Genomic DNA, 22,368 nt, shown 5'->3' on the forward strand with positions numbered 1-22,368 from the left:
CAACACTAGCTTGATTTTAGACATAAACTAACTTAATGAAATTTACTACAACTAACTTAAACCTGAGTAATTTGATTATTCTGTGTTTACTCCTGGCCTCCGGCTTCCAAACGATAAAGGCTCAGGGATGTGTGGCCATACGTCACTTTTCATCCTGCCACGGAAGCCAGCTTGAAAATAATCTACTTGGCAAGGGAAACTGGATGGCCGGGGTAAACTACAGATATTTTAAATCCTTCCGTCATTTCAGAGGCACGGAAGAGGAACCCGATCGTCTCGCAAATAACACGGAGGTGATCAACCATGCGCATGCCTGGGATTATAATATCAGCTATGGGATTTCAGACAGGTTCTTTGCCATCTTAACCATACCTACCGTAATTAACACGCGTTCATCTTTGTATGAGCATGGCCGAGAAGAACGTCACATGACCTTCTCCAGAGGTCTTGCTGATATAAGAATCGGTGGCGGATACTGGATTTTCGATCCTGCCACACATCTAAAAGGAAATCTTGCGATCGGTGCCGGTATCAAATTACCTACGGGTAATTTCAATGCTTCCGACATATTTTACAATGTAGGTGTAGATGGCCATCCTGAAACCCGCCCTGTTGACCAATCGATTCAACCGGGAGATGGTGGATTCGGTATCACACTCGATTTCCAACTCTATCAGCAGATCGTTGAAAACCTGTTCTTTTACACCAATGGATTCTATTTATTAAATCCAAGAGAGACCAATGGCACACGAACATTTCGCGAAACCCTGAGTCCGATCCTCCAGAATGAGGCCATTATGTCGGTACCTGATCAGTTCGCAATTAGAGGAGGATTCAGCTATTCACTGTCTCCGGCTTTTTCTTCATCGCTCGGAATGGCGTATGAAGGAGTTCCCGTTGAAGACATTATCGGGGGTAGTGAAGGTTTCAGAAGACCTGGAAATGTATTATCAGTGGATCCGGGGATCACGTTTATGACAGGAAACTTCGGAATAAACCTTAACGTACCTGTTGCCGTAAGACGTGAGCGCCCACAAAGTGTCACTGACAAGGAAACAGAAGCCGCTACCGGAAATCCCAGAAACGGAGATGCCGCATTTGCTGATTACCTGATCAATTTTGGAATCACTTACAGATTTAACAAAAAACAAACGGTAAATTTAGAAGATTCTAAATTTGATGCCTTTAATTAATTGCATATATCAAAATAAATTTCAAATATTGTGATAGCGTCAATTCCATAAACTTATTCACAATAAAGCTATGCTCAGATTCGTAAACATATTCGGATTCTTTGTATTCATGTTGGTTCTTTCCGCATGTCAGAGAGAAGAACTGCGATTTAAAGAGCTTGACCCTGAAATTACCGGAATAGATTTCGTCAATGAAATTAAAGACACACCAGAACTGAATATTCTCAATTATCTGTATTTCTACAATGGCGGCGGAGTTGCCGCTGCCGACTTTAACAATGACGGACTTACGGACCTTTATTTCACTTCCAATATGGGAGATGACAAACTTTACCTCAACGAAGGAGATTTGAAGTTCCGGGATATAACTCAAGCCAGCAGGATCAACAGCTCTGGCAAATGGAAAACGGGTGTAACCATTGCAGATGTCAATAATGATAACAAAATGGACCTCTACGTGTGCAGGCTTGGCGATTACAGAGATATTTCAGGCACCAATTCACTATTTATCAATGAAGGTAACGACCCTGATGGCATTCCTCAGTTCAGGGAAGCTGCAAAAGAATATGGCCTGGATTTCAAAGGCTTTTCAACGCAGGCAGCCTTCTTTGACTATGATAATGACGGAGATCTGGATATGTACCTGATGAACCATTCGGTACATCCGAACCGAACTTACGGAAATGGAAGATCCAGAAATGGTTATGATGCCCTCTCTGGGGACATACTCATGAGAAATGATAACGGACATTTCACTGATGTCAGCCAAGAAGCCGGTATCCATCAGGGCAAGATCGGATATGGTCTTGGCCTTACCGTTACCGATATTAATAATGACGGATATGCAGACATTTATGTCGGGAACGATTTCTTTGAAAATGATTATCTGTATATAAATCAGGGCAACGGCACTTTTAAGGAAGTAAATGACAATCCGGAAACCCTGGGACATACCTCTCATTACTCTATGGGTAATGATATCGCTGACTTGAACAATGACCTTCTTCCCGATATCATTTCTGTAGATATGCAACCCGAAGATCTCAAGACTTATAAAACCGCTGGAGTTGAATACAATTACCAGATCTATCAGCAATACCTGAAGAATGGTTACAACCCTCAGTATATGCAGAACACCCTCCATTTTAACCGGGGAACCTCAGCATTCAGTGAAACTGCTTATCTCAGCGGAATTCCGGCTACGGAATGGTCCTGGTCACCTCTCATCGCAGATTTCGATAACGACGGAAACAAGGACATCTATATCACCAATGGGATTTTGGGAGCCACCAATGACATGGACTTCGTAAACTTCATCGCTCATGACAAAATCCAGTCAAAAGTAGACAGCGGACTCAGCAAAGATGACCTCAGTTTTATTCATGAACTTCCCGCGATCAAGGTATCCAACTATTTTTTTCGAAATAAAGGAGATCGGGAATTTGAGAACACCAGTGAAGCCTGGATCAATCCGCATGAATCATTCAGCAATGGAGCCGTTTATGCCGATTTGGACAACGATGGTGATCTGGATCTGGTGGTCAACAACGTCAACGATCCGGCTTTTATCCTAGAGAACCGAACAAATTCCTATAATCCGGAAGCGAACTTTCTTCAAGTACAATTCAGCGGGCCCGAAAAGAACCCTTTTGGAATCGGCACCAACGTAACGGTTTACACCAAAGACCGCACTCAGAATCTTCAAAATTATAGTACTCGCGGGTATCTTTCCGCTACCTTACCCGAGCTTCATTTCGGGATCGGAATTGAAAATACCATCGACTCACTTCGCGTAGTCTGGCCAGGAGGTAAACAACAGGTATTAAAAAACATTAAAACCGGACAAAAGCTCACTCTGGAATACCAGAAAGCAGACAACCACCTAACTTCAGAAACGGATCTGGTTACAGTGATCAGAAATTGTGATTCCCTGTTCTCCTACAAACATAAGGACCAGGCATCGATCGAATTCAACCGAGATCCGCTTATTCCTTTTGCAAGCACTAATCTTGGACCCGCAACTGCAGTTGCAGATATCGATGGAAACGGACTTGAAGATATCTTTATAGGAGGTGGCAAATCACAATCAGGGGCCCTATTTTTACAGCAACATAACGGTTCCTTTACCAAACGAACAATTCCCTTTGAAACGGATGCTCTTGCCGAAGATACCGATGCCATATTTGCTGATTTCAACGGGGACAGCACTCCTGATCTTCTCGTCGTAAGCGGTGGGAATGAATTCAGATCGGGTAAAGCCCTACAACCCCGTCTATATTTGAATTACCAGGGTACATTGAAAAAAGACAGCCTCGTCTTCTCAAACATAGAACTCAATGCTTCCTCTGTAAGTGTTACCGATCTGGATCTCGATGGAGATGCAGATGTTCTCATCACATCAAACCTGATTCCCTGGGAATTTGGAAAATCACCCCATCAGTTTTTGTTCCTTAACAACGGTGATGCCGGTTTCACCGAAGTCACAGAAACCTTAGCCCCTGAACTCGCAACGATTGGTAACGTTACCGATGCTGTTTGGAAAGACATTAACCATGACGATCGCCCTGACCTCATTCTTTGTGGCCACTGGATGCCAGTGACGATCTTCATAAATACACCGGACGGGCTTAAACAGGATAAAACGAAGGCCGGTCAGTTTCCAAAGGGGTGGTGGAATAGTATTATTGTCGAAGATTTCGACGCTGACGGCGACATGGATTTCGTTGCCGGGAACTGGGGACTTAATAGCCGTTTGAGGCCTACTGCAGCACAACCGGTGACGCTATACAGTAATGATTATGATGACAACGGGAGTATTGAACCGGTGATCACCTATTACTACAAAGGGGTAGAAACCACTTTTTCATCCAAGGAGGAACTCACCAAGCAAATGCCTTTTCTGAACAAACGCTTTCTTTCTTATAAAGATTTTGCCAATACAGCATTCAAAGACCTGCTACCGGAAGAAAAACTAAAGAATGCTCATATCAAAAAAGCAGAAGAATTCGCCACCAGCTACTTTGAAAATCTGGGCAACGGTGAATACAAAAGAACAACCCTTCCTTTTGAAGCGCAGATCTCACCGGTATTGGACATACTCTGTGACGATTTTAATAATGATGGATTAAAAGATCTGTTACTCACTGGAAACCTATATGAGATCAGCACTCAACTCAGCCGACTGGATGCATCCAGAGGATGCCTATTGCTTAACAACGGCAAAGGCGGTTTCACAAGCGACCAAAATCCGCATTTCACAGTGAAAGGCCCGGCTCGAAGATCTGCGATTCTAAATCACAGAACCGGAAAGATCTACATAATAACAATCAATAACGAACAACCCGTTTTTTTAGAAAAAACAGAAAATACAGCGACCAATGTACAGACCAACTCTTAAGATAGGTATGATCCTGATGACATCCATAGCGATGTTCACAGGATGTAAAAAGGAGAAAGAACTCGCGATGAACATGTATGACATGAACAGGGAAACGCTATTCACGCTGATGGATCCTGATTCGACCGGGTTTGACTTTCAGAACAAAGTCGAGAATCAGAAGAATTTCAATATATTCAAATACCGTAATTTCTATAATGGAGGTGGTGTTGCCATTGGAGATATCAACAATGATGGATTGCCTGACATCTATATGACTGCCAACATGGGGCAAAATAAATTATTCCTCAACAAAGGGAATATGAAGTTTGAAGATATCACGATACAAGCCGGAGTTGCTGGTCACAAACCCTGGTCTACAGGTGTGAACATGATCGACATTAATCAGGATGGGCTCCTGGATATTTACGTAAGTAATGCCGGGAACATGGAAGGAAATAACCATGATAATGATCTTTATATAAACAATGGCGACCTTACTTTTACCGAAATGGCCGAAAAATATAATCTGGCTAAATCAGGATTCAGTACGCATGCAACCTTTTTTGACTATGATAAAGACGGAGACCTGGATGCATACATCCTCAATAACAGTAATATTCCGGTCAGTAGTCTCGGATATGCCGAACAACGTGAGGTAAGAGCCCAGGATTGGGAAGGAGTTCCCGAAATCTTCCGCGGTGTCGGAGACATGCTGTTAAGAAACGACAACGGAACCTTTACCGATGTCAGTGAGGAAGCCGGAATCTATGGAAGTCTCATAGGTTTCGGGCTTGGTGTTATGGTTACCGACATCAATAAGGATAATTATCCTGACATCTATGTTTCCAATGACTTTTATGAACGAGATTATCTCTACATAAATAATCAGGACGGAACCTTCACCGAAGATATCAAGAACTGGACCTCGCATCTGTGTTTGTCTGCAATGGGCGTAGACATCGCTGACATCAATAATGATGGTAATAATGACATCTTTATAACCGACATGCTTCCGGAAGAAGATCAGCGAACCAAATCGGTAATGACCTTTGAAGGCTACAATGTCTTTAAATTAAAACAGAAAAAAGACTTCTATCAGCAATATATTCAAAACACTCTGCAACTGAACAATGGTAATCAAAGCTTTTCGGAAGTAGCGTATTTCAGTGGAATCGCAAAGACCGATTGGAGTTGGGCCGGATTGATGTTCGATATGGACAACGACGGCTTCAGGGATATCTTCGTTACCAATGGGATCAATCATGATCTTACGGACCTTGACTTTGTTGATTTCTTTGCAAATGACATTATTCAGAATATGGCACTGACCGGCCGAAAGGAATCCATCGACTCCATCATCGCAAAAATGCCGATCACCCCCATTCCAAATTATGCATTCCGTAATAATCATGACCTAACCTTTGATAACGTCGCAGAAAATTGGGGTCTGGAACAACCCAGTCTTTCGAACGGATGTGCGTACGGAGATCTGGATAACGATGGTGATCTCGATCTTGTTGTTAACAATGTAAACATGCCTTCTTTCCTTTACCGAAATAACTCAGATCGAATAAACGGTAATCATTTTATCAAATTACAACTCGAAGGAGTGGCGCCTAATCTCAATGCGATCGGAAGCACTGTAAATGTATATTTTGAGGATCAGGTGATCACGCAGGAAGTGATCCCGGCAAGAGGTTTCCAGTCTTCCATGGAATACAATCTGACCATCGGAATCGGAAAGACCGAAATGATCGATTCAATTCGTGTGATCTGGCCGGATGATCGCACTGATCTGCTCACCGGAATTAAAGCTAATTCCAGCATAAAGCTTACCCAAGGCAACTCTCAGATCAAATACAACCTGCCGAATCCAAAAACTAATAAGACCCTTCTTAAGGAGATCCCTACTACAGAATTGCTCGCTCACAAGGAGAATATGTACAATGACTTTGACCATGAAGGGCTACTCTATAAAATGCTTTCCCAGGAAGGACCTGCAATGGCTACCGGTGACTTTGACAATGACGGTAATGACGATCTTTATATAGGTGGGGCAGCAGGAAGTCCAGGAGCTGTCTATATGCATTATGGCAACGGAAAATTAAAACAATTACCTCAGGAAGTCCTTAAGAAGGATGCATTCTTTGAAGACACCGCCGCTGCTATATTCGATGCTGATGGCGATGGAGATCTCGATCTCATGGTTGGTTCGGGCGGAAATGAAACCACTGATGCCAGAAGTTACCTTCCCCGACTCTACCTTAACGACGGTAAAGGAAATCTAAGTGCTGCACCAGAAAGACTACCCTCGCTATTCCATAATATATCCGTCATAGCTCCGTGTGATTTTGACAAGGATGGCGACCTTGATGTAATGATAGGTTCCAGAAGTGTTGTGGGAACCTACGGCATGAATCCGGAACATCTGTTCCTCGTCAATACCGGAAACGGAAAATTCGAAAACAAGACCAGTGAGGTTGCCTTTGACCTGAACAAAGCCGGAATGATCACTAACGCCACCTGGGCGGATATCGACGGTAATGGCACAGAAGACCTGATAACTGTTTCAGACTGGGGAGCACCCATGGTTTTTACCAATACAGGCCAACAACTGGAATCAACAAAGGGAGATCTGGATAAGATACCGGGGTGGTGGAATGCAGTTAAAACTGCCGATGTTAATAATGATGGTAAAACCGACCTTATTCTCGGTAATATGGGGCTTAATATCCCCTATCGACCCACTATGGAATCTCCTATGAAGATCTGGGTCAATGATTTTGATAACAACGGAAGTATAGAACAGGTTGTCACCCGAACTATCAATGGGAAAGATTATCCCGTACATATGCAAAAAGAACTGACGGCACAGCTCGTATCCCTTAAAAAACAAAATCTGAAGGCTTCTGAATATTCTAACCGATCTATGGAAGAACTATTTTCTGAGGATGTTCTGGGTAAGGCTTTGGTGAAAAAAGTCACACAATCGGCATCAATTGTGGCTCTAAATCAGGGCAACGGGAACTACGAATTCATCGAATTACCTTCAAGGGTTCAACTCTCCTGTGTTTGTGATATCAATTGTCAGGACCTCAATAACGATGGTGCCTTAGACCTCATCATGGCAGGAAATAATTATGAGTTCAAACCTCAAATGAGTCGTCTTGATGCAAATTATGGTAGTGTCCTGATCAATAATGGAAAAGGTGATTTCACCTGGCAGGACTATAACAAAAGTGGATTCTTTGTGAAAGATGAAGTAAAATACCTGAGAACGCTCAACGATCAGTATGGAAATTCATTTTTGGTAGTTGCGATCAACAACAATGAACCTAAAATTTTCATGATCGATAAAGAGACAAAACCTGACAACCTGTAACACCTGGTATTTAATAAATAGTAAACCGGTAAGGACTACCCGATGAAGTATAAACCATTCATAACGGCACTAATTCTGTTACTTTTCACTTCTTGTGAGGAGGAGGACAGACTGTTCAGTACTCCGGATCCCAAAGCTTGCGGAATCGACTTTGAGAACATCCTGACGGAAACGGATGAACTGAATATTCTGGACTACCTTTATTTTTACAATGGGGGTGGTGTTGCTGTGGGAGACATAAACAACGACGGACTTCCGGATATCTACCTTACCGGAAACCAGGTAAAGAATAAGTTATATCTCAATAAGGGAAACCTTCAATTCGAAGATATTACAGAGCAAGCGGGAGTTCAGGGGAATAGTTCCTGGAATACCGCCGCAGTTATGGGAGATCTTAACAACGATGGTTTTCTCGACATATATACCTGTGCGGTTGTAGGTATTAATGATTTTACCGGTCACAATGAACTTTTCATCAACAATGGTGACCTTACTTTCACAGAAGCTTCCAAGGAATACGGACTCGATCATGATTCTTTTTCATCCTCTGCTGCCTTCTTAGACTATGATGGTGACAATGACCTGGATATCTACTTACTTAATCATGCGGTTCACACGCAGGAATCCTATGGCAGTTCCGATCTTAGAACTAAAAGAAATTATGCCACAGGAGATAAATTGCTGCGTAATGATGGTGGACATTTCACGGATGTAAGTGAAGAGGCAGGTATCTTCGGAGGCGTGAACGGTTTCGGACTTGGAGTCTCCATAGCCGATTTCAATCAGGATGGTTACCCTGACATCTACGTCGGCAACGATTTCCATGAAGATGATTATTATTATCTGAATCAGGGAGATGGCACCTTCAAAGAATGTCTGAAGGATGCCTTTGCACATATCAGCAGATTCTCAATGGGCAATGACGCAGCAGATCTGAATCATGATGGCTATCCCGACATCATTTCTCTGGATATGCTACCTGAGGAAGAAACGGTACTAAAATCGTCTGAAGGCGATGAAAACACCCAGATGCTGGAAATGCGTATCAACAAGCTGGGATATGCTCCTCAATTCACCCGAAACATGTTACAAGTGAATCAAAAGGGAGAAAACTTTACGGAAACTGCACTCCTCAGTGGAGTTGCGGCTACCGATTGGAGTTGGAGTGCGCTATTTGCAGATTACAATCAGGATGGAGAACAAGACCTGTTCATCTCAAACGGAATTCCAAAACGACCGAATGACCTGGATTATATAAAATTTATATCCAACGAACAGATCAGAAACAAACTGAACGATACACGACTGATCGATCAAAAAGCCCTTAAAATGATGCCAAGTGGTAATCATTATAATTATGTTTTTGAAGGGAGTTCCACAATGGAGTTCAAGGACCGTTCCGGAGAATGGATCAGAAAAGACACCATCATCTCAGGAGCAACGGCAATTGCCGACTTCGATAATGACGGCGACCTCGACCTGATCACCAACAACCTCAATCGTACACCCACGCTGTACATCAACAACGCTTCAAAAACATCATCCTATCTAAAGATCAGTGTGCGCAGGGAGAACGGAAATACCCATGGTACCGGAACTGCAGCGATCGCCTGGTCTAAAGGTATTATGCAATACAGAGCACTGTATCCTACCCGTGGATTTCAGGCATCATCAGAACCCATTTTGCATTTCGGATTTGGACAGGAAAAGAATTTGGATTCTTTGCTAATCATCTTTCCGGACCACACTTTTAAAAAATTTAAGGAGATCCCTTTGAATCAAACCCTAACGGTACATTGGGACGATGTATCGGAAAAGTATAATTACGCCCAATATCCCGGTAATGCAAACCCGCTTTTCACACCGGCTCCCGACAATTTCGGTCTGGATTTCATACACAAGGAAGACGACTATCTCGATTTTAATCGCCAAAAACTCATTCCATACAGAATCTCAGACCGTGGACCAGCTACTGCTATCGGCGACCTGAATGGTGATGGACTCACCGACCTGTTTTTTGGAAGTTCCAAATCACATTCACCTGTTTTCTACAGACAGTCGGAAAATGGCTTTCAAAAAGATAGCTTGTCCGGCTTCAACTTTGATGATAAATGTGAGGAAGTGAGTGCATTGATCACAGATCTGAACAATGACGGAATGAACGATCTGATCACCGGAAATGGTGGTGGTGATTTCTACGGAAGGTCTTCTCAGTTGCAGGATCGGATCCTATCACAAACGAGCACTGGTTTCAATGCTTCCATACTCGGTGAAACCTATGACAATACCTCGGTAATCGCAGAAGGGAAAGATCAAAAGGGAAAGATATTTTTCACTGGCAGCCATACAATCTCCTATGACTTCGGAAACCTACCCGTTTCAAGGGTATTTCGATGGAACAATGGTATGATGACTGCGATCGACCTTCCCGATAATGGTAAATTGGGTATGGTAACGGATGCGCTTTGGGAAGACCTTGACAAGGATGGAAATGACGATCTCATTGTCGTTGGAGAGTGGATGGCTCCCCGGGTTTTATTAAATAAGGGAGATTCTTTTATAGAAACTAAATTCGCAAATAAATCCCTGTTCGGACTTTGGCAAAGTATTGCCTCCTTCGACATGGATAATGACGGCGATAAAGATCTGGTACTTGGAAATTGGGGTAGTAACTCAAAGTTTACGGCAAGTAGCGATTATCCGATGCATATGTATTATGCGGATTTCGATGATAACGGAAGAACGGAAACTATCGTAACGACCATGAAGAATGGTGAGGAATATCCACTGGAAAGCATGGATGAGCTCGCGGGTCAAATGGTAGGACTCATGAGAAAAAAGTTCCATAACTACCGGGATTTTGCTGGAAGTGACATCAGAAAGATCATCGGCTCTGAACTTATGGAAAAGGCAACTATTTTTACGGTGACCAATTTGCGTTCAGGCTGGCTTGAAAACAAAGAAGGATCTTTCGTCTTCCATCCGTTCCCCAACGACTTGCAGGTTTCTCCAATAACCTGTATGCTGGAATATGATTTTGATAATGACGGAAACACAGAACTTCTAACTGCCGGAAATTATTTCGGGGTTAAACCTTTCCAAAGCCGTTTCGATGGTTTCGGTGGTGCCCTTATCCATGATCAGAACAATATCATCAAAGGTTCTGAAACCGGACTCGATCTTTTTAATAAAGCGGTACGACACCTCAATATTGTGAACATCGACAAGAAACCGTATCTGCTTGTAACCAATAATAATGCAGCCTCCCAACTTTATACAATTAACCAAACATTGAACGATTTATAATGAAAAAGACACTTTTTTACTTCGGAATACTTTGCATACTAATATCTGTATCCTGTAATCGTGAAACCAAACCGGTCGAAATTACCGCAGAACAGATGCATATTAGTATCGACCGGGTAGTCGATGTGATGATCCATGACATTTTCTCGCCACCCGTTGCAAGCCGGATATTTGCCTATGCAAATATTGCGGCCTATGAGATCATCGCTCAAAGTGACCCTGAATATAATTCACTGACCGGAATGCTGAACGGACTCGAAGCAATTCCTAAGGCCGATTCTGAAATCATCAACCCACAAATGGCCGCACTAATGGCTCATATGGAGATCAGCAAGAGCCTTATCTTTTCAGAAGACCGTATCGAAATGTACCGGGATAGCCTTTACAATGTATGGCAACAGGCTGATGAAACCACATTCCTGGCCTCCAAAGATTATGCAGACAAGGTGATTTCGCATATGAAAAAGTGGATGGATAAGGACAATTACAAGCAAACCCGTACAATGCCTAAATTCACGGTGAACAGTGATGATCCTTCACGTTGGCAACCAACGCCACCGGCTTATATGGATGGCATTGAACCTCACTGGATGAAAATCAGACCTTTCGCCATTGATTCTTCCTCTCAATTCAAACCAGTACCTCCTCCAGGTTTCTCCATGGATAAGGATTCAAAATTCTACGAAGAAGTAATGGAAGTGTACAATACCGGAGTGAGAATTGTCAATGATGACTCAGAAGAGGTTGCCATTGCAAGATTCTGGGATTGCAACCCCTATGTTTCAGTTACCCGCGGACACCTGATGTTTGCAACTAAAAAAATCACTCCCGGCGCTCATTGGATCGGCATCTGCAAGATCGCCTGCCGAAAAGATAAGGCAGACTTTAATAAGACGGTATATGCTTATACCAAAACGTCCATCGGTATCGCTGATGGGTTCATCAGTTGTTGGGATGAAAAATACCGGTCCAACCTGATACGTCCGGAAACCGTTATTAATCAATACATCGATGACAACTGGAAACCGATCCTGCAAACACCACCTTTCCCGGAATATACCAGCGGACATTCTGTAGTTTCAGGAGCAGCTGCAATCGTGCTTACCGATATTTTCGGTGACGACTTCTACTTTGATGATGACACTGAAACCCCATACGGCCTTCCGGTACGTAGTTTTTCATCCTTCAACAAAGCAGCAGAAGAAGCAGCCATAAGTCGTATGTATGGTGGCATCCATTATCGCGCGGCCATTGATAACGGACTTAAACAAGGCAGGCTGCTTGGTAATTTTGTCATCAAAAAACTTGATATGAATAACCGCGAACAACTCGCAGAGAATTGATCACTATGAAAAAGGTCTTTCTGACATTTATCGCTTTGGGTTGCTTTGCCCTGGGATGGTACCTTTTTGCCAAAAAAGGAGATCTCGTCGTGTTCTTTAAGGCTAACAGTAGTACCGGAAATCTTTATAATGAGGTAATGCACTGGCATTTTAATAACGAGCTTATAAAACCGGTCGCTCTTCAGGAAATCGAAGAATACAATGAGTTGGAAGAGGAGCTGGAATATCAAGGAGCTTCCTTAAAGATTAACTGGGAATTCACTTATGAGAACGATTCGGTGACGCTGGTGAAAGCCCGCATCACTGAACCCTCAAGAAGTTTGATCAACCGCCTAACCATACCCTTCAATGATACGGAGATTGAGGAGAATGGCTATAAAATCGTCTATAACTTTAAAACGTTTCTGGAGGAAAACCTCTCCATGATCAAAGTCACACTGGAGGGCACGAAAGATTCACCTTCTGGTTATTGTGCCTGCATACATTCGAGTTCTACACCTCAGCGAAAAGCTTTCGAAATGATGAAGAACTATAACTATGTATCCGACTTTCTGGTGGATAACGGCATGACACTTGAAGGCAAACCCATGGTACAGGTAACCCACTATGACAAAGTACTAAACAAGATCGAATTCGATTTTTGTTTTCCGGTAAAAAGAAAAGATAGCCTTCCCGAACATCCGGAGATCTTCTTTAAGACCATAGCCTCACAACCTTCTATCAAGGCAGTTTTCAATGGCAATTATATCCGTTCCAACAAAGCCTGGTACAGTATTTACGATTATGCTAAAGCTCGTGGATTTGCATTACAGGATAAACCCCTTGAGGTATTCTATAACAATCCGAATTTTGGAGGAAATGAACTAAACTGGAAAACAGAGATCTATATGCCGCTGGTGGAATAGACTCAGGTAGACTCGCGGGTTACCAGTGTAGATTTTACGACTTCTCTGACATATGGAGTCGTACTGTCATCGTCTTCTTCCAATCGGTTGATCAATAATTTGGCCGCGGTCTTACCGATCTCCTCACCATGCTGACTCACTGTGGTAAGAGAAGGATTGCTCACCATAGAAATGATACCGTCGGTAAATCCGATCACGGAAAGATCTTCAGGTACGCTTATGCCCATTTTCTGAGCGATATTCATAGCGGTTACCGCAAAGAATTCGGTTACCCCGAAAACCGCATCAACACTGCGCTCTTCGAATAGAGCTTTGATCTGGTCTCCTCCTCCGTAGAAATCCTCTATTCGGAGAATAAGATCCTGCTCAACAGGAATACCAGCTTCTTCGAGAGCTTTCAGATATCCTTCTGTACGCAGCTTTCCGACACTCATATAATCCGGCATCGTCAGAAGAGCTATCTTTTTACGTCCCTTCTCGATCAGGTATTTTACGGCATGATAAGCACCATGGTAGTCATCGATAATCACCTTATCACTATCCACTTCTTCGGTGATACGATCGATTTGCACCACAGGCATACCCTGTGCGATCACTTCATTGATATGATGAAAATCCTGAGCCTTTTCAGTACCTTTTGATAGTGACATGATAAATCCGTCGATACTGCCGTTGGCAAGCATCTGCATATTGATCACCTCCTTATCAAAGGATTCATTGGAGATACATACGATCACATTATAGCCTTGTTCAGAAGCATAACTTTCCACCCCGTTGATCACAGAAGAAAAGAAATAATGCACGATCTCAGGAAGGATGATGCCGATATTCTTCGTCTTCTGATTCTTTAAACTTAAAGCGATATTATTCGGTTTGTAATTGTGCTCCTTTGCAAAATCCTGAATGATTTTTCTGGTCTTTTCACTGATCTCAGGGCTGTTTTTCAGAGCCTTGGAAACAGTTGAAATGGAGACGTTGAATCGTTTAGAGATCTCTTTTAATGTGATTTTTTTCTTCATGTACAAGCCACGCTATTAAGTGCACCCAAAAATAAGCTTTTCTGACGAAAAGTACCTGCTCTGCCTATGAAATTAGCGTATTTTTTACGTTTTATTCTCAAGGCTCCCCTATCAAACCTCAAAATACTATGAATCAAACAACTACAAGAGAACTCATGATCATTTAATCATTTCACTCCAATTTCGATCGGCACGATCCCGCAATATTTCAGGTCCTTCACGACTCCACAACTCCAGTGTATTCGTCCCCCAGGCATTGTAAAAAAGGTATAATTTCCCATCCAGAATCTGGTAGGTTTCCGGGTCGATATCCACACGTTCACCTTCAGCAATTGCATAAGCGCAAAATCCGCCATATTGCGGTAAAAACTGGCCCGGGTTCCTTTCAAAAGTCTGAGCATGCGCTTCTGTAGCAAACTTCAGAGAAACACCGTCGTACTCCACTATAAAATCATCCAATCCTTTAACGGGCTTACCTTCAAAATAAGAAACTACATCAAATCCGTAAGCCACATAACCATCTCCAAGATTATAACGCTCTGAGGTTGGCGCACAACCTGAAATCAGGAAAAATGAAATAATTAGGAGTGAATATTTCATGATATTATTTTCTGTTTAGTGGGGATACGCGGGGATAAATTACAGTTCTCCAGGAATTTAATGCGATTCTTCGGGTATTCGGCTTGCTGTGCAGTAAAAAGTGACGTGCACCTTAGGTGCTTAGTGTCGATCCTGATCGCTGGCGCGATCGGCTCTCCAGTGTCGCGAGTTGTTTTGCTGGTACAAAACTTTCTTAAGTGTCCTTACTGCTCGCTTCCCTTCGGGTCGCATTGCCTTTTCGGGATTCATTTCGAGCTCGCTTCGCATTGCTATTAATGGAATCAAGTTCCATTCACATTGCTTATGAAAGATTCAAACTCGCTTTGGTTTGGCCTCATCTCTAAGTAACCAGAAGATTACAACCTCTGATATCACTGTTATCGAATCTCCCAAGGATCTCCAGTCTTCCGTCCGGGAGTAATTTTCCGAGATCTTGAGTAGCGATAAAGGAACAGGAATTTATATTAGCGAGGTCGATGACGCTGATTCCTCCGGTTCTCCCTTCTGGAAGCCAGGTGAAGGGATCGCCTGTATCACGAATTTTAACCTTCATCCACGGAGGACAACTAAAAGTACCGTCGCCTGTGGAATATGCCTGGGACAGTAACTCCGTCATTCCGTATTCAGAATGTATATGATCAACACCAAAACCCTTTTTCAAAATATTATGAAGTTCTTCCCTGATAAGTTCCTTACGACGACCTTTCATCCCTCCGGTCTCCATAATGATGGTCTTATTCAATTGAAAATTGAAGCTTTCCACGAGGTCCAGTAAGGCAAAGGAAACCCCTATTAACAACACCTTCTTTCCGGAACGATCCAAAACCTTGAGTTTTGCCGCTAAATCGTCCAGATTATGGAGATAAAAACCACTATCAGGATCACCGGAAGATCTGATCAATGCATCCACCATATAAATAAGCGACGATCCGGTGCGCTCAAGATAGGAAGGCAGCAACGCCAGTACTACATACTCTTTGATATCACCATAGAAATATGCATACCCTCTATTAAAACTTTCCTCATAGATTTTAAGATCGGTTACCAGATGCCTGCTGGTTGCAGTCCCGGTGGTTCCACTGCTGGTAAAAACCTGCTCAACCGGATCATTTCCGGTCAGTATTTCCTGAGATTTAAAGAACTCTATCGGTATAAAAGGGATATCATTCAATCCTTTAACGGATGCAACCTCTCTACCGATCAATTCACAAAAACGGCGGTATACCGGGTTATTTTGATATTGCAGTTCAAAGATACGGAGTGCTTCCGACTCGAATTGAGTATCGTTTTGAATGGAAAATACCGCTTCGGGATTCATAGAGAGAAATTAGACCACAAAAATATGTAAATAAAAAAGCATCCCCGAAAAGGAGATGCTCTTTTATGCTTTTCGATAGTCAAGCTATCGTATCGTTAACAAACTTAGATTACAGTGTAGCACTGATCCAGGTCCATGCAGAGATATCAAGAATAGTTCCGTTGAATACGTCATCATCAACAGTAGTCATCTCCACATCATCAACATTAACTGCTGTTGGTTCAGTTCTGTTAGGAAGATCTACATTTGTATCGTATCCTTCAAGATAGATATTGGTAAAAGATGCTCCGGATTCTTTTTTAAACTGAAGTGCAGTACCACCAACAGTAGAAATCGCAGTGAAATTGATCAGCTTAGGATCTTTGTTCTCCCCATCAGCTTCAACAGCAGTTGAGAAACCGGCAATAGTATGAGAAACATAAACGTTGGTAACAGTTCCACTCCATCCTTCAGTCCAGTCAACTGCATCATCTTCGTTATTTTCAAGATAAAGGTTTTCTACAGAAACAGTACCTCCGAAGAATTCAACACCGTCATCAGCTCCATTGATCACAGCGATATTCTCAACTACGGTTCCTGATCCTACAGAGTAGAAAGAAACACCGTTATACTGAGACTCAGCATTGATCTGAGCACCGGTTCCGATGATCACCAGGTTTTTAACAACTCCTGAGCTATCCTCATCATCAGTACCACCATATATAAATCCACCCACTTCAGCAGTTACATCAACACCCGCAGTGGTCGTAGCTTCCCCACAAATGGTAAGTCCACCCCAATCTCCAGGATTTCCACCTTCTGAAGCCATCACAACTGGATTTTCTTCAGTACCTTCAATATTGATTGTTCCACCTTTAAGAACTGCGATATATACGTCTGTTCCGCCATTTCTCGCAGTGATCTTAGTTCCTGCAGGAATGGTCAAAGAAGCACCTGGCTGAACGATATAAGAAGAGTTCAGTTCATAAGCTACAGAAGCATCAAGTGTTACATCTCCTTCAACTGTTCCCTGAAGAATGTTACCTTCTACGGTATCTTTTCCAGACACCCAGTCAAACAATGAGATATCTACAGTAGCAGGAACATTGTAATTTGACTCTGGATTGGCATTCTCTCCCTCTATCTGAATGTTTGCCAGTTCAGTTTCAGTAGGGTTCAATGGATCTGCAGCATTTGGAAGGTCGATCGAAACATCATACCCCTGAAGCGAAAGTCCGGTGATCACACCACCAGACTGCTTCTTGAACTGAAGGGCAGTACCTCCGGTTTCTGAAACCGCAGTGATGTTTTCGAAAGTTGGCCAGTTGTTTACGTTATCACCTTCGAAGGCAGTAGAAAAACCTTCGATAGTATGAAGAATATAAGCATTCTTCACACCACCATCCCAACCTTCAGTCCAGTCGATAGCATCATCTTCGTTGTTTTCAAGATAAAGATTCTCAACACTTACAGATCCTCCGAAGAATTCAACTCCGTCATCCGCACCATCGATGATCGCTACGTTACTGATCTGAGTCCCTGATCCTACTGCATATAAGGTAAGACCATTGTATTGTGATTCTGTATTGATCTGTGCTCCCGCACCCTCGATCACAAGATAATCGATAGATCCAGAGTTATCTGCATTATCACTTCCTCCGTAGATCAAACCACCAACCTCTGCAGTTGCATTAGCACCGGCAGTGGTTACAGCGTTACCACAAAGAAGAAGTCCTCCCCAGTCACCTGGTTCTCCGTTAACCGAAGTCATGATAACAGGATTGTTCGCTGTACCATTTACTGCAATCTTACCACCCTTCTGAACCACGATATAATGATCCGTTCCTCGGTTAGAAGTAATTTTTGTTCCTGCAGGAATAGTAAGCGTTGCTCCGGATTCCACACTAAGAATACCGGTTAGTTCATAATCAACGGTAGCGTTTAGGGTCATATTCTCCGAAACACTTCCTTCAAGTTCTGATTCCACTTCCGGCTCGGTTCCCGGTCCCGGATTATCGTCATTGTTACTACAGCTGGTCAATACCATCGCTCCGAACAAGGAAGCAAGAACTGAGATTTTAATGAAAGATTTTTTCATGATTAATAAGTAATTAAGATTAAGATTTATTGATAACCGTTAGGTTGTTTACGTCATTCCTAACAAATGACAGTTTATGATTATTAAAAATTATACGATACTCCTAAAGTGAAGACCGATCCCGTAGAATACGATCTCACAGTTTCTTCTGTTTCAATTCCAGTGGTACTTGGTTTCACGAACTGAGTTCTTCTCACCTCCGGATTCAACAGGTTCAACCCGCGTAACTGAATATTCCAGTGGTTCGCAAACTCCTTACTGATCACAGCATCCAGAGTCACAAATCCTTTTTCAACAATATCATCATTGTACATGGTCTCACTCTGAGTTTGGATCTCTGGAGCTCCCAACGCATAGATCTTATCCGAAGCATAGTTCGCAGTTAAGGAGGCATTCAAAGGATTCTCCGATTTTGCAGTAAAATTCAGCGATCCGTTAAAGATCCAGTCTGATGCACCCTGAAGTCCGTTCTCTGTTCTTCCTTTGTATCGGAAGGTTCTGATAAAGTTTCCGTTCGCGTCATACTCCTCTCTTAAATCCTGTGAATGCCACATACGGGTTGCATTCATGTTCAGGGCAAGGTCGAATCCATTGTTCTCTTCAGCTGACTTCAGAAGATCAAGGCGAGATTCAAGCTCTAAACCATAAACTTCTGCCTGGTCACCGGAGTTAAAGTATGAGAATACACCAGCTGCCCCTCTGTCCTGTACCTTATTGATCGGATCTTCGATCAGCTTATAAAAAGTTGCCAGAGAGATCAATTGTGAGCTGCTTGGGAAAAATTCCCATTTCAAGTCAAAATTATAGTTGGTAGATGCTTCCAGATCAGGATTACCACGAGTCACCTGTCCTGTTTGAGATACATATTCAAAAGGAGCAATCTCCTTGAATTCCGGTAAGGTAATCGTCTTACTGGATGCAAAACGCAGAGCATTCTTCTCGTTAATGGTATACTTTACGTTCAAGCTGGGATAAACATTACTGTATGACTTAGACGAAGAGCCAATCCTTCCTGGTATATTTCCAACATTATAATCTACATTGATATCATCATTCTGATATCGCAATCCTAAATTCACATTCCATTTATTGACACCTACATTGAAGGTCGCAAAACCTCCATAAGAATTCAATTCACCATTGTAGACATCCGGAGTTAAATTATTGTGCAAAAGTGTACCGTTATCAAAATTCTCCTGAGTAAAAATACTTCCAAGATCATCTATAGATGATGGGTGGATTAAGTTGGTGGTTCTCTCCTCAACACCATAGAACTGAGATTCGAAATCACGGGTTTTGTTACGGAAATTCCCTCCCGCAGTTACACTCATCTGAGTATTTTCCTCATCTTTAATAGTAAACTTATCCTTTACGAATCCGTTGATCTCCTCATCGAAGATCGACTGTGCTGATTTACGCTGTTGGAAACCACCGGTTCTCCCTAACTGAACGATATCCTCATTGAAGTTCACCTCATTTCTGATACGGTTCGGTTCGTCTGCATCAACCACATTGTATCCGGCAGCCCAGTCAAGATCATTGAACTCGCCGATCTTATGGGTACCCGAAAGTTGCGTGATATACAGTTTGGTTTGCTTCATATTCTGGTCTCTCACGAATTGAGACAGATCTTCATTACGATCGGTCTCTTCGAAGAATGTACCTTCCCCGTTTCTACCTCCTTCAAACACCTCATCGGTAAGTTTGTTGATCATCAGGGTATTGAATTTGATCTTATTCTTATAATCGAAAGCATACGTTGCATCCAGCAATCCGGTTGTGGTCACATTTCTCTTATAGTTCTCCACATCTGTCAAAGAGTCTTCGATAAAGTTCGATCTGAACTGACGGAAAACTCCGGTTCTGTATTCATGGGATACCGACTGAGATCCGGTCAGGAATATTTTTAATTTCTCACCGATCTTCTTTCCTGCCGTTGCAGCGATACGGTAGTTATAAGGCATATCCTGAGTCTGTGTATTCCAAGACTGGTTTACAAGACTTTGATAGGTAGAATTACTTCTTTTATAGAACCCTAAAGTAACATCATCCTGATTCGGGGATACTTTAAAGTTATCACTGATTCCATCCTTCATCACATTGGTATTGGCACCACCGCGAACACTAATGCTGAATTCAGAATCACCTACCAACTCTCTGGAAGAGATATCGATATTTCCTGAAGACTGGTCAGCAGTATTGTTAACCGCATAGGTCTTGCTGATACTTACATTCTGAATGATACGGGTAGGGAATAATCCAAGATCGATATTCTTTCGCTCAACATCATCAGAAGGAATCGGAAGTCCGTTTAAGGTGGTTGACAGATAACGATCTCCCAGTCCGCGTACGAATACGTCTCCTGAACCTTCACTACTGCTCACTCCTGAGATCTTGGTGGTTGCAGTGGCAACATCGGAAACCCCGATCTTAGCCAGTTGCTGCGCCCCGATACTCTCTTTTATTTCCACTGCTTTTTTCTGATCCAGTAATAAAGCAGTCTCAGAGTCTCTTCTTACTGTCGTAGTAACGACAACCTCATCAAGACTCACACTCCCGGCACCGAGTCCGGTATTAAGTTCAGTAACCTTTCCGGCTTCAACGGTTACATTTGGAATTTCCAGTGTCTCATAACCGATAAAACTTACTACTATAGTATAGGTTCCCGGCTCAACTGCTGCGATCTCGTAAAGACCATCCATATCGGTAGTAGTTCCTTTAGTAGATCCTTTGATCTGTACGTTAGCGAACGGAAGCGGATCATTATTCATCTCCTTATCCGTAATTTTCCCCACGATGGAACCCGTGGGTTGTTGGGCAAATACGAAGGCAGAAAATAAGACTGCCAACATTAAACAAATACTTTTCATTTTTTCGTTTTAAAATCTGCTGCAAAGAAAATATAGGAATGTGGAGACGATGTTACAGAGAGGTTAAAGGTGAGAGGGCTCAATGTTACCATTGTGTTATGACATTAAATGAATGTTAACACGTTTGATTATTTAATATTATCTTTACTTTTGGACACTGAACAACAAGAAATTATCCCGTAAAAACAATCCTGATAAAAGTGCTTTTATCATATTTTTAATAGTGTTTGGGATTTCTTATGACACTTAAAATTCACATAATAAATCGCATATGAAAAAAAAGGAAACCAAGATCCTTTTGGTTGACGATGAACCGGATATTCTCGAGATCGTAGGGTACAACCTATCTTCGGAAGGTTACAATGTTTCTACCGCAAAGAACGGCGTAGAAGCTATTGGAAAGGCGAAAAAGGAACGCCCGCATCTTATCATTCTTGATGTGATGATGCCTGAAATGGACGGGATCGAAACCTGCGAAAAGATCAGAAGTATCCCGGAATTGAATGAAACCCTGATCACCTTTCTGACCGCAAGAGGAGAAGATTACTCTCAGGTGGCCGGATTCGATGCCGGCGCTGATGATTATATCACCAAACCTATCAAGCCAAAGGTACTCGTGAGTAAGGTTAAAGCTTTATTACGACGTCTCAAGGAAGAAGAAGAGTCTGAAGACAGTGTCGTAAATGTAGGTGACATTACGATCAATCGAGACGAATATAAGATCATCCAAAAAGATGAGGAGATCATCCTTCCGCGAAAAGAGTTCGAATTACTCTCACTACTCGCCTCAAAACCCGGTAAGGTCTTCAAACGTGAAGAGATCCTGGATAAGGTTTGGGGTAATGAAGTGATCGTGGGTGGAAGAACCATCGATGTTCATATTCGAAAATTAAGAGAAAAAATAGGTGACGATCACTTTAAGACCGTCAAAGGTGTAGGATACAAGTTCGTTCTCTGATCTGGAACGAACTTCATC

13 protein-coding genes are annotated in these 22,368 nt (G+C 42.5%); 7 read left to right on the top strand and 6 right to left on the bottom strand.

The genetic code is table 11. From position 1 onward, the window contains the following. Window positions 1-35: 35 nt before the first annotated feature. The 6 genes from DMZ48_RS11475 (at window position 36) to DMZ48_RS11500 (ending at window position 13,508) form a co-directional block, all read left to right on the top strand. Window positions 36-1,193 carry a hypothetical protein gene (locus tag DMZ48_RS11475; RefSeq protein ID WP_143955285.1) on the top strand — a complete coding sequence of 386 codons (1,158 nt, stop codon included), beginning with the start codon at window positions 36-38 and terminating at the stop codon, window positions 1,191-1,193. 70 nt (window positions 1,194-1,263) lie between these two features. Next, on the top strand, window positions 1,264-4,590 hold the full coding sequence (locus DMZ48_RS11480) for a VCBS repeat-containing protein (RefSeq protein WP_143955286.1): 3,327 nt from the start codon (window positions 1,264-1,266) through the stop codon (window positions 4,588-4,590). Continuing rightward, complete coding sequence (locus tag DMZ48_RS11485; protein ID WP_242009186.1) at window positions 4,571-7,954, top strand: VCBS repeat-containing protein; 3,384 nt, start codon at window positions 4,571-4,573, stop codon at window positions 7,952-7,954. Before DMZ48_RS11480 ends, DMZ48_RS11485 begins: the two co-directional genes overlap by 20 nt. A gap of 42 nt (window positions 7,955-7,996) precedes the next feature. Continuing rightward, complete coding sequence (locus DMZ48_RS11490; protein WP_143955287.1) at window positions 7,997-11,260, top strand: VCBS repeat-containing protein; 3,264 nt, start codon at window positions 7,997-7,999, stop codon at window positions 11,258-11,260. Further along, window positions 11,260-12,603, top strand: coding sequence for a vanadium-dependent haloperoxidase (locus tag DMZ48_RS11495; RefSeq protein WP_143955288.1), 1,344 nt, complete (start codon window positions 11,260-11,262; stop codon window positions 12,601-12,603). Before DMZ48_RS11490 ends, DMZ48_RS11495 begins: the two co-directional genes overlap by 1 nt. Window positions 12,604-12,608: 5 nt before the next feature. Beyond that, window positions 12,609-13,508, top strand: a complete 900-nt coding sequence (locus DMZ48_RS11500) for a GyrI-like domain-containing protein (protein WP_143955289.1) — start codon at window positions 12,609-12,611, stop codon at window positions 13,506-13,508. Between the two features lie 2 nt (window positions 13,509-13,510). Here DMZ48_RS11500 and DMZ48_RS11505 read toward each other — a convergent pair whose 3' ends face one another. From DMZ48_RS11505 to DMZ48_RS11525, 6 genes are all read right to left on the bottom strand, one after another. Continuing rightward, on the bottom strand, window positions 13,511-14,527 hold the full coding sequence (locus DMZ48_RS11505; RefSeq protein ID WP_143955290.1) for a LacI family DNA-binding transcriptional regulator: 1,017 nt from the start codon (window positions 14,525-14,527) through the stop codon (window positions 13,511-13,513). Between the two features lie 159 nt (window positions 14,528-14,686). Beyond that, complete coding sequence (locus tag DMZ48_RS11510; protein WP_242009187.1) at window positions 14,687-15,127, bottom strand: YHS domain-containing (seleno)protein; 441 nt, start codon at window positions 15,125-15,127, stop codon at window positions 14,687-14,689. A gap of 120 nt (window positions 15,128-15,247) precedes the next feature. Then, window positions 15,248-15,394 (bottom strand): hypothetical protein, encoded by a 147-nt coding sequence (locus tag DMZ48_RS18625; RefSeq protein ID WP_162558707.1) that lies wholly within the window; start codon window positions 15,392-15,394, stop codon window positions 15,248-15,250. Between the two features lie 73 nt (window positions 15,395-15,467). Beyond that, entirely contained in the window at window positions 15,468-16,445 is a 978-nt protein-coding gene (locus DMZ48_RS11515; RefSeq protein WP_143955292.1) for a LuxE/PaaK family acyltransferase, read from the bottom strand. Between the two features lie 109 nt (window positions 16,446-16,554). After that, window positions 16,555-18,522 (bottom strand): hypothetical protein, encoded by a 1,968-nt coding sequence (locus DMZ48_RS11520; protein WP_143955293.1) that lies wholly within the window; start codon window positions 18,520-18,522, stop codon window positions 16,555-16,557. An 83-nt stretch (window positions 18,523-18,605) separates the two neighbouring features. After that, a complete protein-coding gene (locus tag DMZ48_RS11525) occupies window positions 18,606-21,392 on the bottom strand; it encodes a TonB-dependent receptor (RefSeq protein ID WP_143955294.1) in 2,787 nt (928 codons plus the stop codon). Window positions 21,393-21,663: 271 nt separating this feature from the next. On the opposite strand from DMZ48_RS11525, the gene DMZ48_RS11530 reads away from it, so the two are divergent. Beyond that, on the top strand, window positions 21,664-22,350 hold the full coding sequence (locus DMZ48_RS11530; protein WP_143955295.1) for a response regulator transcription factor: 687 nt from the start codon (window positions 21,664-21,666) through the stop codon (window positions 22,348-22,350). The last annotated feature ends 18 nt before the right edge of the window (window positions 22,351-22,368 follow it).

It is taken from the genome of Robertkochia solimangrovi (assembly GCF_007279655.1).
Taxonomy (GTDB): domain Bacteria; phylum Bacteroidota; class Bacteroidia; order Flavobacteriales; family Flavobacteriaceae; genus Robertkochia; species Robertkochia solimangrovi.